This window comes from Streptomyces sp. NPDC053542, from assembly GCF_044544685.1.
In the GTDB taxonomy this organism is placed as follows: domain Bacteria; phylum Actinomycetota; class Actinomycetes; order Streptomycetales; family Streptomycetaceae; genus Streptomyces.
This window is the reverse complement of sequence record NZ_JBITXL010000003.1, coordinates 499601-512842: the sequence shown is the minus strand read 5'-3', so window position 1 is coordinate 512842 and position 13242 is coordinate 499601. Positions and strand designations below refer to the sequence as shown.

15 protein-coding genes are annotated in these 13242 nt (G+C 71.7%); 8 read left to right on the top strand and 7 right to left on the bottom strand.

Annotation, left to right across the window (positions count from 1 at the left end):
* The first annotated feature begins 4 nt into the window (after positions 1-4).
* The 3 genes from ACIGXO_RS10160 (at position 5) to ACIGXO_RS10150 (ending at position 2933) form a co-directional block, all read left to right on the top strand.
* Positions 5-952 (top strand): LysR family transcriptional regulator, encoded by a 948-nt coding sequence (locus tag ACIGXO_RS10160; RefSeq protein ID WP_399783051.1) that lies wholly within the window; start codon positions 5-7, stop codon positions 950-952.
* 311 nt (positions 953-1263) lie between these two features.
* Positions 1264-1677 (top strand): YciI family protein, encoded by a 414-nt coding sequence (locus ACIGXO_RS10155; protein WP_399783048.1) that lies wholly within the window; start codon positions 1264-1266, stop codon positions 1675-1677.
* A 14-nt stretch (positions 1678-1691) separates the two neighbouring features.
* A complete protein-coding gene (locus tag ACIGXO_RS10150; RefSeq protein WP_399783046.1) occupies positions 1692-2933 on the top strand; it encodes an RNA polymerase sigma factor in 1242 nt (413 codons plus the stop codon).
* A 29-nt stretch (positions 2934-2962) separates the two neighbouring features.
* Here the strand turns inward: ACIGXO_RS10150 and ACIGXO_RS10145 are convergent, their stop codons facing one another.
* Positions 2963-3379: a hypothetical protein gene (locus ACIGXO_RS10145; protein ID WP_399783043.1), complete on the bottom strand. Its 417-nt coding sequence runs from the start codon at positions 3377-3379 to the stop codon at positions 2963-2965.
* A 285-nt stretch (positions 3380-3664) separates the two neighbouring features.
* On the opposite strand from ACIGXO_RS10145, the gene ACIGXO_RS10140 reads away from it, so the two are divergent.
* On the top strand, positions 3665-4399 hold the full coding sequence (locus tag ACIGXO_RS10140; protein ID WP_399783040.1) for a GAF domain-containing protein: 735 nt from the start codon (positions 3665-3667) through the stop codon (positions 4397-4399).
* A complete protein-coding gene (locus ACIGXO_RS10135) occupies positions 4399-5127 on the top strand; it encodes a GAF and ANTAR domain-containing protein (protein WP_399783833.1) in 729 nt (242 codons plus the stop codon). Before ACIGXO_RS10140 ends, ACIGXO_RS10135 begins: the two co-directional genes overlap by 1 nt.
* A 3-nt stretch (positions 5128-5130) precedes the next feature.
* Here the strand turns inward: ACIGXO_RS10135 and ACIGXO_RS10130 are convergent, their stop codons facing one another.
* Entirely contained in the window at positions 5131-5862 is a 732-nt protein-coding gene (locus ACIGXO_RS10130) for a GAF domain-containing protein (RefSeq protein ID WP_399783037.1), read from the bottom strand.
* Between the two features lie 155 nt (positions 5863-6017).
* Positions 6018-6413, bottom strand: a complete 396-nt coding sequence (gene sodN, locus ACIGXO_RS10125; protein WP_030085982.1) for a superoxide dismutase, Ni — start codon at positions 6411-6413, stop codon at positions 6018-6020.
* A gap of 141 nt (positions 6414-6554) precedes the next feature.
* Between sodN and sodX the strand changes: the two genes are divergently transcribed.
* Positions 6555-6995, top strand: a complete 441-nt coding sequence (gene sodX / locus ACIGXO_RS10120; protein ID WP_399783034.1) for a nickel-type superoxide dismutase maturation protease — start codon at positions 6555-6557, stop codon at positions 6993-6995.
* Here the strand turns inward: sodX and ACIGXO_RS10115 are convergent.
* Positions 6992-7570, bottom strand: coding sequence for a CGNR zinc finger domain-containing protein (locus tag ACIGXO_RS10115; protein ID WP_399783031.1), 579 nt, complete (start codon positions 7568-7570; stop codon positions 6992-6994). The genes sodX and ACIGXO_RS10115 overlap by 4 nt on opposite strands.
* Before the next feature lie 91 nt (positions 7571-7661).
* On the opposite strand from ACIGXO_RS10115, the gene ACIGXO_RS10110 reads away from it, so the two are divergent.
* Positions 7662-8423: a class I SAM-dependent methyltransferase gene (locus tag ACIGXO_RS10110; protein ID WP_399783028.1), complete on the top strand. Its 762-nt coding sequence runs from the start codon at positions 7662-7664 to the stop codon at positions 8421-8423.
* A 180-nt stretch (positions 8424-8603) separates the two neighbouring features.
* Here ACIGXO_RS10110 and ACIGXO_RS10105 read toward each other — a convergent pair whose 3' ends face one another.
* From ACIGXO_RS10105 to ACIGXO_RS10095, 3 genes are all read right to left on the bottom strand, one after another.
* Positions 8604-9356 (bottom strand): amino acid ABC transporter ATP-binding protein, encoded by a 753-nt coding sequence (locus ACIGXO_RS10105; protein ID WP_399783830.1) that lies wholly within the window; start codon positions 9354-9356, stop codon positions 8604-8606.
* A 32-nt stretch (positions 9357-9388) separates the two neighbouring features.
* A complete protein-coding gene (locus ACIGXO_RS10100; protein WP_399783025.1) occupies positions 9389-10333 on the bottom strand; it encodes an amino acid ABC transporter permease in 945 nt (314 codons plus the stop codon).
* 66 nt (positions 10334-10399) lie between these two features.
* Positions 10400-11368 carry an ABC transporter substrate-binding protein gene (locus ACIGXO_RS10095; RefSeq protein ID WP_399783022.1) on the bottom strand — a complete coding sequence of 323 codons (969 nt, stop codon included), beginning with the start codon at positions 11366-11368 and terminating at the stop codon, positions 10400-10402.
* Positions 11369-11909: 541 nt separating this feature from the next.
* Here ACIGXO_RS10095 and ACIGXO_RS10090 point away from each other — a divergent pair.
* Positions 11910-13112 (top strand): NADP-dependent malic enzyme, encoded by a 1203-nt coding sequence (locus ACIGXO_RS10090; protein WP_399783020.1) that lies wholly within the window; start codon positions 11910-11912, stop codon positions 13110-13112.
* The last annotated feature ends 130 nt before the right edge of the window (positions 13113-13242 follow it).

Below are 13242 nucleotides of genomic sequence, written 5' to 3'. Positions count from 1 at the left end.
TGAGGTGAGGCACCTACGTGCGCTGTGCGCCATCGCCGACACCGGCAGCGTACGCAAGGCCGCGCGGCAACTGGGCATGACCCAGCCCTCCCTGACCACGCAGCTGCGACGCATCGAGAACGCGCTGGGCGGCCAGCTCTTCATCCGCGAGCGCTCCGGCAGCCGGCCCACGCCGCTCGGCCACACCGTCCTGCACCGCGCCCGGCCGATAGTGGCCGAGATGACCGCACTGGTCGACGAGACCAGGTCGGCGGTGGTGCGCGAGCAGGGCGCACGGCTGCGCGTGGGCAGCACCGGGAGCCGCGCGGTGGCCGGCTGGCTGCGCCGGCTGCGGGCCCGGCTGCCCGAGACCGACACCACGATACGGATCGACCTCTCGGGCAACACCCTGCTGCAGATGGTCGCGGCGGGGCAGCTCGACGCGGCCTTCGTGCACGAGGTCGAGGGCTCGCCGCTGCGCGTCCCCGACGGGCTGGCCGCACGCGAACTCCTCGCCCGCGAACCGCAGTTCATGGCGCTCCCGGCGACGCACCCGGCCGCCGCGCAGGAGGCCGTCACGCTCGCCGACCTCGCCGGGGACCAGTGGATGGTCGACCCGTCCGTGGACGGCGAGTGGGCCGGGCTGCGGCGGATCTTCACCCTGGCCGGGATGGACCCGCGCATCGTGCACGGCGACTACCTCGCGGCGGGCGACCTGGTCGCAGCCGGCGAGGTCGTCACGCCCTGCCAGCCGACCACCCGCCCGCGCCCCGGCATGGTGGTCCGCCCGCTGCGCGGCGACCCGCTGGCCGTACGGCTGTTCCTGGCGTACCGCGGCGGCGGACGCGACACCGAGTGGGTCGACGCGCTCTTCGACGATCTGCGGGCGGCGTACATGGAAGTGGCCTGGGCGAGCGAGGCGTACCGGAAGTGGCTGGTCAGGCACGAGAGCCTGCTGGCGGTGGGGTCCTAGGGGCCTGGCGCCGACCGGCGGGCCCGCCGACCAGGCGGCGGCACTGGATCGCCTGACAGCGCACACAACCCCAGAGCCTGTGCCGTCGCCCCGGCCGGGCGGGATCCGGAGTGGCCCGGTGCGCTTGCTCCGTATGCCGTGCGGGGTGCGGCCGTGACGAGGAGAATCCGTAGCGGAGGCTCCTACGTGCCCGGGCAGCCGGAATTCCGCAAGATTTTTCTGCTCCTCGTGTCGAGGACCGGCCGCCGGCTCCGACGTCTCCGGTGAGAGGCGCCCGGCCGGACGCCGACAGCTCCCGAGGAGTGAGCGACATGAAGTACATGCTGATGATCCAGGCGAGCCAGGCCCACTACGACGCCATGAACGGCAAGGACTCCGGCAAGGTGCGGTGGACCGAGGGCGACCTGAAGGCGATGTTCCAGTTCATGCAGGACCTCAACAACGAGCTCGCCGAGAACGGCGAGATGATCGACGGGCAGGGGCTGAGCGAGCCCGCGCAGGCCCGCGTCGTGTCCCCCGGCAAGGACGGCGAACCGGTCGTCACCGACGGTCCCTACGGCGAGACCAAGGAAGTGCTCTGCGGCTACTGGCTCCTGGACTGCGCGTCCCTGGACCGCGCCACCGAGATCGCCAAGCGCATCCTGCAGTGCCCGGTCCCCGAGGGCGCCGGGAACGGCCCCGTCACCATCCGGTCCATCCCCGACAACCCGCCCTGCGACGTCTGAGGCGACCGGAGGCCGTGGGAGCGCCGGAACGGACCGAGGACCTGCTGCGCGCGCTCGCGCCGCAGGTCCTCGGCGCGCTCGTCCGGCGGTACGGGCACTTCGATCTCGCCGAGGATGCCGTGCAGGAAGCGCTGCTGGCCGCCGCCGTGCAGTGGCCGGAGGCCGGCCGCCCGGACAATCCGCGGGGCTGGCTGATCAGGGTCGGCGCGCGCCGGCTCACGGACCTGCTGCGCGCCGAGGAGGCGCGGCGGCGGCGCGAGGAGACCGCGTACGCGCTGACGCCGCGCGACGAGTTCTCCGCCCCGGCGCCCGGTGAGAGCCGCGCCCCGAGTGAGGACGACACCCTCACCCTGCTCTTCCTGTGCTGCCACCCCGCACTGTCCCCGGCCGCGCAGACCGCGCTGACGCTGCGCGCGGTCGGCGGCCTGACCACGGCCGAGATCGCCCGCGCGTACCTGGTGCCGGAAGCAACCATGGCCCAGCGGATCAGCCGTGCCAAGCAGCGGATCCGGGCGGCCGGCGGGCACTTCCGGCAGCCGGCCCCGGAAGAGCGTGCCGCACGGCTCGGCGCGGTCCTGCAGATCCTGTACCTGATCTTCAACGAGGGGTACACCGCCACCTCCGGCAGCCGGCTGCACCGCGTCGAGCTGGCCCGCGAGGCGATCCGGCTGACGCGGTCGCTGCGCGCGCTGCTCCCGGAGGACGGCGAGGTGGCCGGGCTGCTGGCCCTGATGCTGCTCACCGACGCCCGCCGCGCGGCGCGCACGGCGCCCGACGGGTCGCTCGTCCCGCTCGCCGAACAGGACCGCGGCGCCTGGGACCGGGAGGCGATCGCCGAGGGCGTGGCGCTGGTCAGCGACGCGCTCCGCCGTACGCCCCTCGGCCCGTACCAGCTCCAGGCCGCGATCGCCGCGGTGCACGACGAGGCGGAGCGCGCCGAGGACACCGACTGGCGCGAGATCCTCGGCCTGTACCGCCTGCTGGCCGGGATCGCGCCGAGCCCGGTGGTCACCCTCAACGAGGCGGTCGCGCTCGCCATGGTCAGCGGCCCCCGGGCCGGCCTGGACCTGCTCGCCACCGTTGCCGGCGACCCGCACCTCGCGGACCACCACCGCCTCGAAGCGGTCCGCGCGCACCTGCTGGAGCAGGCCGGGGAGCGCGCCGAGGCCCGCGCGGCGTACGGACGCGCCGCCGAGCGGGCGCTCAGCGTCCCGGAGAAGCGCTATCTGCAGACCCGGGCGGCGCGGCTCCGCTGAGGCGCCGCCCGGCGCGCCGCGGGTTTCGGTCAGAGGCGGCGGATCCGGGCGGAAATGCCATGACCGACAAGCAGGTAAATCACGGCAGGCAGGCCGTAATTGAGGATCACGCGCAGTCCTTCCGTGTCCATGGTGAAAATGTCCTGCGACCACCAGGCGAGTCCGTCCGCGAAGCTCTCCACGAAATCGACGAAGACATTCGCCTGGTTGGCGCCCAGCAGGTAAAGAAGAATCCACAGGACGAGGAACGCCGCGGCAATGTCGGCGATCGTGTGGATGATCAATGCGGTGCGGGCCGTGCCGGCGCCGTCGCGCGGGCGGCGGTACCGCTCCCGGCTCGGTTCGCCGTATCCCGGCTGCCCCTGGTCGTACGGCGCGGCCGGACCGGGCTCGTACGGGGGCTGCCCGGCGCCGTAATGCCCCTGCGGGGCGTACGGGCCGTCCATCGGCGCGGGATTGTGGGGGTTGCTCACGGGATTTTCCCATCCGGCGCGCAAAACGCCTCGACGAAGATGAATGAAGCACGTCCGGGGTCCGCCGGGGCGTTTCCGTCCGCATTTCTGCCGGCGCTTTCCGCACCCGCATTCCCCTCAGCGCCGGAAAGCCCCCGCGGCGTTACGGCCCGGGTCGCCGACGGCAACGGGCACCCAGCGGATAGGCTGGTGTAATCGCCCGCTGGGGCATGGACTGGTGCTGTCGGTGAGGCGGATACGGGAGAGCGGGTGACCGTCGTGGGTACGAGTGCAGCGATGGCGGCCGTGCTGCAGACCCTGCATCCGGTCGGCGGAGGCCAGGGGCTGATCGGCACCGATCCCGACAGCTGCGCCCGGGTGCTGGGCGTGGACGGTGTCGCGCTGTCATTGCTGGCAGATGAGCACGCCACCGAGCTGGTGTGGGCGTCGGAGGGCGACAGCCGCCGGCTGGAGGACCTCCAGTTCACGCTGGGTGAGGGGCCCGGCGTCGACGCGGCGGGCCACGGCTCGCTGGTGATCGAGCCGGACGTGCGCAGGCTGCCGGCCGGGCGCTGGCCCGCGCTGCTGCCGGAGCTGGCGGCGCTCGGCACCGGCGCCGTGTTCTGCTTCCCGCTGCTGGTCGGCCGCGTCTGCCTGGGGGTACTGACCCTCCAGCGGCGGGCGAGCGGGCCGCTGACCGAGGCCGGCATGGACGACGCGCTGATCCTGACCGGCGCGCTGACCGCCGTGCTCCTGGACGACGGGGCCGCGAGCGACGCGCTCATGGCCGTGGAGCGCCCGTCCGACCTCTATCGCGCAGCCGTCCATCAGGCGACCGGCATGATCAGCGTGCAAGCAGGGATACCGCTGTCCCTGGCGCTGCTGCGGCTGCGTGCGTACGCCTACCGGCACGGCCGGCCCATCCTGGAGGTCGCCGAGGACGTGGTCGCCAGGCGCCTGGACTTTCGTAACGACGGACCCGAGCCGGACCCGTCCGGCCGGAAGAGGAGATGATGGCGGTGGCTCCGCAGGAAAGGGTGCTGCAGGCGTTCGGCGAAGCAGTCGGCACACTGATCGACGACTTCGACCTGATCGATGCGCTGCACCGGCTGTGCGCGCGGGGCGTCGAACTCCTCGACGTGACCGCGGTCGGCATCATGCTCGCCGATCCGCACGGTGACCTGCAGGTGCTCGCGGCCTCCGACGAGCGCACCGGGCTGCTGGAGCTGTTCGGGCTGCAGAGCGAGGACGGCCCGTGCGCCGAGAGCTACCGCACCGGCGAGGCCGTGGTGAACGCCGCTCTCGCCGCGTCCGGCGGCGCCGCTCGCCTCCCGGTGTTCGCCGAGCGGGCCCGGCAGGCCGGGTACGCCACCGCCCACGCGCTGCCGCTGCGGCTGCGGCAGCGGAGCATCGGCGCGATAGGGATGCTCCACACGGGGCCGCACACGCTGGACGCCGCGGGCGTGCGGCTGGGCCGGACGCTCGCCGACGTGGCGACCCTCGCCGTCCTCCGGCAGCACACCATCGCGCAGGGCAACGTCGAGCGGGCCCAGGTGCAGGCCGCGATCGTCAGCCGTACCGTCATCGAGCAGGCCAAGGGCGTGCTCGCGGAGCACCTGGCGACCGGCGTCGACGAGGCGTTCGACGCGCTGCGCGGCTACGCCCGCCGGCACGGCGAGCGGCTGGCCGACGTCGCCCGCGGGGTCATCGACGGCGCGCTCGACACCGAGGCGCTCCGGTAGCGGCTACCGGCCGCGGCTGTCGTCGGCGGACCCGCCGCCGCGCCGCCTGCCGTGCAGCCGCGCCAGCGTCTCCTCCGCGACCTCGGGCAGCGGCCTCCCGGTCACGAACGCGTCGGCGCGCAGCCGGGCGAGCGCCTCGGCCACCGGTACGCCCGTCTCCTGGGAGAGCCCTCCGGCCGCGCGGTGCGTGCGGCCCCAGTGCGCGTCCATCATCGGCGTCGGGTTCCAGGGCAGCGCGGACGGCGCCGTCAGCAGCGCCACCGTCGCGGCGCGCGTGGCCCGCACACACTCCCGTACGGTCTCGTCGTCCGGCTCCCACGGCTCGTACCGCAGCAGGTCGATGGAGCCCAGCGGAGGCTCCCCGCCGCCGTCGGTCATCGGGAAGGCGTACACCGCGCCGACCTGCTGGAGTTCCTGGCGTGCCGCGGCGCCGAAGATCGGCCACTGCGTCAGCCGGCCGTGCAGGTCGGCCACGATCTGCACCCGCCCGGTCGCCGCCGCCGTCACGCACGGACCCTCGCCCAGCGTGAACTGGATCTCCTCCAGCCGCAGCGCCGACTCGCCGCACGCGTGCAGGAGCTGGCGGTCGGGCGTATCGGTGAGCAGCGAGATCGTCGCCCCGTCCACCGGGAGGGCCGCACACAGCGCCTCGCACAACCGCTCGGAGAGCCCGCGCGCGTCCTCCTCGGCGGCAGCGGCCAGCACCAGCTCCGCCGCGGCGGACGAATCCCTCATACGATCACTTGCCCCGGTCGGTGGTCCTTTCGGAATGGGCTGTCCCAACGGGTAACCCCTGATCGAGGAGGCAAACCAGCAAAAGACCGCACCCGGTCCGCCATGGCCGCCGGGTGGGGCGGCTTGCGGACCGGGTGCGGTCGGGGAGGCCGGGGTCAGGCCTTCTTGGTCTCCCAGAAGATCTTGTCGATCTGGGCGATGTAGTCCAGAGCCTTCTGGCCGGTGGCGGGGTCGTTCGAACCCTTGGCGGCCGAGAGGGCCTTGAGGGTGTCGTTGACCAGCTGGTGCAGCTCCGGGTACTTCTCGAAGTGCGGCGGCTTGAAGTAGTCGCTCCACAGCACCGAGACGTGGTGCTTGGCCAGCTCCGCGCGCTGCTCCTTGATGAGGACCGCGCGGGTGCGGAAGTCCGCATCCTCGTTGGCCTGGTACTTCTCCTGCACGGCCTTGACCGACTCGGCCTCGATGCGGGCCTGGGCAGGGTCGTAGACACCGCAGGGCAGGTCGCAGTGGGCGCTGACCTTCACCTTGGGGGCGAACAGGCGGGAAAGCATGTTCAGTCCTTCCTCGTGATCGTCTTCTCAGGTGCGAGATTACTCGGTACGGGAAGGCTTTTCTCGGGTGGGCCGGGGGTCTTAGGGCAAAAGTCCGGTGGGAGGCTGGGGCTGGTGGAGGATTCGACCGGGAGGTGCCGGATGCCGGAGCAGGTGCATGAGCGCTGGCCCGATCAGGGGCAGGAGCAGGGCCGGGAGGGCCGTGGGCCGCTCCGGACGATCGGTCTCGCCGAGGTGTACAACCCCTCGATGGTGCCCACTCTGCGGCCCGGGGACCAGTTGGTGGTCCGGTACGGCGCGGTGGTGCGACCGGGCGATGTGATCGTCCTGAAACACCCGTTCCGGCAGGATCTGCTCATCGTCAAGCGGGCGGTGGAGCGGCGTGCGGGCGGCTGGTGGGTGCAGGGGGACAACCCCTTCGTGGAGAACGACAGCCGGGAGTTCGGCACGGTGCCCGACGAGCTGGTGGTCGCCCGCGCGTGGCTGCGGGTGCGGCCGCCGCGCGAGGTGCGGCGGTCGGTCGCCGGGGTGCTGTCGTGGCTGGTGTCGGCGGTCCGGCCGGTGCGGAACGCCCGCCGCTAGGTGTCGTCGCGGGCCGACTCCTGGCGCTTGCGGGCGCGGTAGGCGGCGACGTTGGCGCGGGTGGCGCAGCGGTCGGAGCAGTAGCGCCGGGAGCGGTTGGTGGAGGTGTCGAGGTAGACGTTGCGGCACGGTGCCGCCTGGCAGGTGCCGAGGCGGTCCACGCCCAGTTCGGTGAGGTGGACGGCCAGGCCCATGCAGGCGGTGGCCGTGTAGCCGGCGGTGGCGTTGGCGGCGTGGTCCGCGATGTGCAGATGCCAGTCGGGGCGGCCGTCGGCGTCCCGCGTCTCGTGCCCGGAGATCTGCGGGCTGACCGGGAATTCGATGAGCAGCGCGTTGAGGAGGTCGACGGCGAGTACCTCGTCGCCGGCGGCGGCCGCCTCGAAGATCGCGCGCAGCCGGGTCCGTACGGCGCGCAGCCGGGTCACATCGGCCTCGGTGGCCCGCCGGGCGGTGTGCTGGGCGGGGCCGAAGAGGGCGCGTACGGCCTCGACCGACGTCAGGGTGTCGGTGCCGCGCTCCGGCTGCTCGCTGTTGACCAGCCGCACGGCGTAGTCCGAGTAATAGGCCAGTTCCACTTGTAGTCCTTACCGGGCGCGGGTTAGTCTGCGTACCTAGCCCGTAATGGGCGTTGTCTGTTCGAGGGTATTACAGGCGAGAGGGGTTCCGGTGACCGAGGCCGTGACGCGGACGGACTGGCAGGCGTGGCAGGACAGTTGGGACCGGCAGCAGGAGTGGTACCTGCCGGACCGCGAGGAGCGGTTCCGGGTCATGCTGGACATGGTCGAGGCGGTGACGGGCCCCGAGCCGCGCGTCCTGGACCTCGCGTGCGGCACCGGCAGCATCACCGACCGGCTGCTGAAGCGGCTGCCGGGTGCGCTCAGCACGGGCGTCGACCTCGACCCCGCGCTGCTGGCCATTGCGGAGGGGTACTTCGCGGACGAGCGGCGGGTGGAGTTCGTCCGGGCCGACCTGAAGGACCCGGCGTGGCCCGCGAAGCTCCCGTACGAGACGTATGACGCGGTACTGACTGCCACTGCGCTGCACTGGCTGCACAGCGACGAGCTGAGCGTGCTGTACGGGCAGCTGGCCGGCCTGGTCCGGGAGGGCGGCGTCTTCCTGAACGCCGACCACATGCCCGACCCGTCCACGCCCCGGCTGAACGCCGCCGACCGCGCGCAGCGGCACGCCCGCATGGACGCGGCCAAGGCGGCCGGCGCGGTGGACTGGAAGGAATGGTGGGCGCTCGCGGCCGCGGACCCGGTGCTGGCCGGGCCGACCGCCGAGCGGTTCGAGATCTACGGCGAGCACGCGGACGGCGACACCCCCTCGGCGGCGTGGCACGCCCAGGCGCTCCGCGACGCCGGCTTCGCCGAGGCCCGCACGGTCTGGGCCTCCCCGTCGGACGCGATGGTGCTGGGGCTGAAGTAGCCGGGAATGACGAGGGGCGGGGGGGGGGGGGGGGGGGGGGGGGGGGCCCCCCCCCCGGGGGCCGCGGGGGGGGGGGGGGGGGGCCCGGCGGCGGGGGGGGGGGGGGGGGGGGGGGGGGGGGGGCGCGGTGGGGGGGGGGGGGGGGCCCCCCCCCCCCCCCCCCCCCCCCCTCAGCGCGTTTCAGAGCACCTTCGAGAGGAACGACTTCGTGCGCTCGTGCTGCGGCTTGGTCAGCACGTCGCGCGGGTGGCCGGACTCGACGACCACGCCGTCGTCCATGAAGACCAGCGAGTCGCCGACCTCCCGGGCGAAGCCCATCTCGTGCGTGACCACGACCATGGTCATGCCGTCGGCGGCCAGGTCCTTCATGACGTCCAGGACGTCGCCGACCAGCTCCGGGTCGAGCGCCGAGGTGGGCTCGTCGAAGAGCATCAGCTTGGGCTCCATGGCGAGCGCGCGGGCGATCGCCACGCGCTGCTGCTGGCCGCCGGAGAGCCGCGAGGGGTAGTTGCCGGCCTTGTCCTTCAGGCCCACCCGGTCCAGCAGCTTCAGGGCGCGCTCGCGGGCCGACGCCTTGGACTCGCCCTTGACCTGGACCGGCGCCTCCATGACGTTCTCCACCGCGGTCATGTGCGGGAAGAGGTTGAAGCGCTGGAAGACCATGCCGATGTCCCGGCGGCGGGCGGCGACCTCCTTGTCGCGCAGCTCGTACAGCTTGCCGTTGTGCTCGCGGTAGCCGACCAGCTCGCCGTCGACCGAGAGCCGGCCGGCGTTGATCTTCTCCAGGTGGTTGATGCAGCGCAGGAAGGTCGACTTGCCGGAACCGGACGGACCGATCAGGCAGAAGACCTCCTTGGGCGCGACCTCCAGGTCGATGCCCTTGAGGATGTGGGCTGCGCCGAAGGACTTGTGGACGCCCTCGGCCTTGACCATGGGGACGGCCTTCGAAGCGGACTTGGCGGCGGTCATGAGGCACCTCCGGCGGGGTGGTTGGCACCGCCGGACAGCTTGGCCTTGGCCTTCTGCATCGGGGTGAGCGGGAGCTGGCGGCTGGAGCCGCGGGCGTAGTGGCGCTCCAGGTAGTACTGGCCGACGCTGAGCACGCTGGTGGCGACGAGGTACCAGACGGCGGCGAGGATCAGCATCTCGACGACGACGCCGGAGTCCCGGCCGACGTTCTGCGCGGACTGCAGCAGGTCGTAGTACTGGACCGCGATCACCAGCGAGGAGGTCTTCAGCATGTTGATGACCTCGTTGCCGGTCGGCGGCACGATGACGCGCATCGCCTGGGGCACCACGATCCGGCGCAGGGTCCTGCCGTGGCTCATGCCGAGCGCGTGCGCGGCCTCGGTCTGGCCCTCGTCGACCGCGTTCAGGCCGGCGCGGCAGATCTCCGCCATGTACGCGGCCTCGTTCAGGCCGAGGCCCAGCAGCGCGCACAGGAACGGGGTCATGAAGTCCGACCACTCGTCCTTGTAGATCGGCATGATGTCGATGTACTGGAAGACGAGGCCCAGGTTGAACCAGAGGAAGAGCTGGACGTAGACCGGCGTGCCGCGGAAGAACCAGATGTAGAACCACGCGACGGTCGAGGTCACCGGGTTCTTGGACTGGCGCATCACGGCGAGGATCACGCCGAGCACCACACCGATCACCATGGACAGCACGGTGATCAGGAGGGTGTTGCGCAGACCGCGCAGAATGTCCGAGTTGAAGAGGTAATCGGGGATCGCGTCCCAGTTGACGTTACCGGTCGCGAAGGCCCGGACGAGGAGCGCGAGCAGGGCTATGACCACCAGGGCGGCGATCCAGCGGCCGTAGTGGCGCACGGGGACGGCCTTGATGGACTCGGGCAGCGGCGGGGGAGCGTCCTGCGGCGGCCTGGCCGCCTTGTCGACGTCGACAGACACGGGTGTTGCCTTTCGGGGTTCGGCGGAGTTCGGCGGGCGGGAAGGGACAGCGACTCAGTGGCAGGCTCAGGAGCCGCCGTTGAGCTTCACTTCCTTGACCCCCGCGTCCTTGACCTGCCACTTCTTGAGGATCTTGGCGTAATCCCCGTTCTTGATCGTGGCTTCGAGCGCGGCCTTGAGGGCGTCGCGCAGCTGCTCCTGACCCTTGGGGACGGCGATGCCGTACGGGGCCGCCTCGACCTGGTCGCCGACGACCTCGAAGTCCTTGCCGCCGCCGGAGGTCTTCACGGCGTAGGCGGCGACCGGGTAGTCGCTGGAGACCGCGTCGACACCGGCGGTGCGCAGCCGGGTCTGGGCCTCGGAGTCGTTGTCGAACGCCTCGATGGAGATCGTCTCCTCGCCGTCCTTCTTGCACTTCTTCGCCTGGTCCTTGGCGTAGTCGTGCGAGACGGTGCCGCGCTGTACGGCGATGGACTTGCCGCACAGGTCGGCCCAGTCCGAGACGGTGTCGCTCTTGCCCTTCTGGACGTAGAGCGAGACGCCGGCGTTGAAGTAGTCGACGAAGTCGACGCCCTCGCCGATCTTCTTGCCGGTGGTGGAGTCGATGCCCTGCTGGCGCTCCTTGGTGTCCGTCATCGCCGACATCGCGATGTCGTAGCGCTTGGACTTCAGACCGCCCATGAGGGTGTCGAAGGTGGCGTTGTTGAAGTTGAGCTTGACGCCCAGCTGCTTGCTCATGGCGGCGGCGAGGTCGGGGTCGATGCCGACGATCGCACCGTTCTTCCGGAATTCCACCGGCTTGTACGTCGCGTCCGAGCCGACCTGGAGGAAGCCCTTGTCCTGGACGGCCTTGGGCAGCTTCTTGAAGAGCGGGGCGTGCACATTGCGGGTCTTCGCGGCCTCGCGCTTGGCGATGGCGGCGTCCGTCTGGTCGCCGCAGCCGCTGAGCAGAAGGGCGGCCGCGACCGCTGTCGCTGCGCCGGCGGCCGTGCGGGACCTGCCGGAGGCCGGGCGACGACGGGGACTTGCGGTCATGCTTTTCCTCCTGCTGCGGAACGGATGGAGCCGACTGGGGACGGGGACGTGGGAGCCGGCCGGGTGGGGCCGGGCACACACCATCGGGCATCGCGACCTCGTTCGGTCACGGAATCTTGCCATCCGGACTCCGGTATTCGGACTGCTGCGCAGGTCAAAATCGCATAACGGACGTGGCGAACCTGGTCAGCGACCGATGGCGGGCCCGCTCGGGCCGCCGCAGAGGCATTACTGGTCTGTAAGTCTCGGCATGTGGACGGAAGATGATCCACGCGTCCGGCTTTTCGAGCGGTTCGCGGCTATTGTCGGAATTACGAACGCGAGGGTAACCAATCTGACTCGTCGGGGTGCACGCCCGTCGGGTACAAAGGGTCGTTACACCCCTCATCCGGGGCTCAGGGCGCGTGTGCGGCGCGCCCGGCGTCCGTACCTCCCCCCGCGCGGCGGCCATCCGCGGCGCAGGGACCGGACGCGGTGCCCGCCCGCTCTGCAACCAGGGAGCGGTCACCCTCAACTGATTTACGACAAAGGGGTCAGAACAGTGGCAGCGGAGATCGTCAATCCTCGCAGCGACAGCAATACGGACGAAGAGCCCTTCGATCCGGCCTTCGCGCTCCACCGCGGCGGCAAGATGGCCGTCCAGGCGACGGTGCCGGTGCGCGACCGGGACGACCTGTCCCTCGCGTACACGCCCGGCGTCGCCAAGGTGTGCAGCGCCATCGCCGAGCAGCCCGAGCTCGTCCACGACTACACCTGGAAGTCCCAGGTCGTCGCCGTGGTCACGGACGGCACCGCGGTGCTGGGCCTGGGCGACATCGGCCCGGAGGCGTCCCTCCCGGTGATGGAGGGCAAGGCCATCCTCTTCAAGCAGTTCGGCGGGGTCGACGCGGTGCCGATCGCGCTCGGCACCACGGACACCGACGAGATCGTCGACACGGTCGTGCGGCTCGCGCCCTCCTTCGGAGGCGTGAACCTGGAGGACATCTCCGCGCCGCGGTGCTTCGAGATCGAGCGCCGGCTTCAGGAGAAGCTGGACATCCCGATCTTCCACGACGACCAGCACGGCACCGCCGTGGTCACGCTGGCCGCGCTGCGCAACGCAGCCAAGCTCACCGACCGCGCGCTGGGGCAGCTGCGCGCGGTCATCTCGGGCGCCGGTGCGGCGGGCGTCGCCATCGCCAAGATCCTCATCGAGGCCGGTATCGGGGATGTCGCGGTGTGCGACCGCAAGGGCATCGTCTCCGCGGACCGTGAGGACCTGACGGACGTCAAGCGCGAGGTGGCCGGCTTCACGAACAAGGGCGGCCTCACCGGCTCCCTGGAGTCCGCGCTGGAAGGCGCGGACGTGTTCATCGGCGTCTCCGGCGGCACGGTCCCGGAGGAGGCGGTGGCGAAGATGGCGAAGGACTCGCTGATCTTCGCGATGGCCAACCCGAACCCGGAGATCCACCCGGACGTGGCGCACAAGTACGCCGCGGTCGTGGCCACCGGGCGCAGCGACTACCCGAACCAGATCAACAACGTGCTCGCCTTCCCGGGCATCTTCGCGGGCGCGCTTCAGGTGCGTGCCTCGCAGATCACGGAGGGCATGAAGCTCGCCGCGGCCGAGGCGCTGGCCGCGGTGGTGGCCGACGAGCTCAGCGCGGACAAGGTCATCCCGTCGCCGTTCGACGAGCGGGTCGCCCCGGCCGTGACGGCTGCGGTTGCGGCTGCCGCGCGTGCGGAGGGTGTGGCTCGCCGCTGACGCGGCTGCCGCCTGTGGTCCGGGCCCGCTCCCCCAGGGGGAGCGGGCCCGGACCCGTAAGGGGCGCGGGGAACTGCGCGACCGGCCACGACGCCGCCGCAGCGGGCCACCGTGGGAAGCTCCCGAGCTC

What these genes read in the sequence shown, in the direction of transcription:
- ACIGXO_RS10155 (WP_399783048.1), top strand. Translation starts at nt 1,264, where the DNA reads ATGAAGTACATGCTGATGATCCAGGCGAGCCAGGCCCACTACGACGCC.
- ACIGXO_RS10145 (WP_399783043.1), bottom strand. Translation starts at nt 3,379, where the DNA reads ATGGACGGCCCGTACGCCCCGCAGGGGCATTACGGCGCCGGGCAGCCC.
- ACIGXO_RS10135 (WP_399783833.1), top strand. Translation starts at nt 4,399, where the DNA reads ATGGCGGTGGCTCCGCAGGAAAGGGTGCTGCAGGCGTTCGGCGAAGCA.
- ACIGXO_RS10130 (WP_399783037.1), bottom strand. Translation starts at nt 5,862, where the DNA reads ATGAGGGATTCGTCCGCCGCGGCGGAGCTGGTGCTGGCCGCTGCCGCC.
- sodN (WP_030085982.1), bottom strand. Translation starts at nt 6,413, where the DNA reads ATGCTTTCCCGCCTGTTCGCCCCCAAGGTGAAGGTCAGCGCCCACTGC.
- sodX (WP_399783034.1), top strand. Translation starts at nt 6,555, where the DNA reads ATGCCGGAGCAGGTGCATGAGCGCTGGCCCGATCAGGGGCAGGAGCAG.
- ACIGXO_RS10105 (WP_399783830.1), bottom strand. Translation starts at nt 9,356, where the DNA reads ATGGTCAAGGCCGAGGGCGTCCACAAGTCCTTCGGCGCAGCCCACATC.
- ACIGXO_RS10095 (WP_399783022.1), bottom strand. Translation starts at nt 11,368, where the DNA reads ATGACCGCAAGTCCCCGTCGTCGCCCGGCCTCCGGCAGGTCCCGCACG.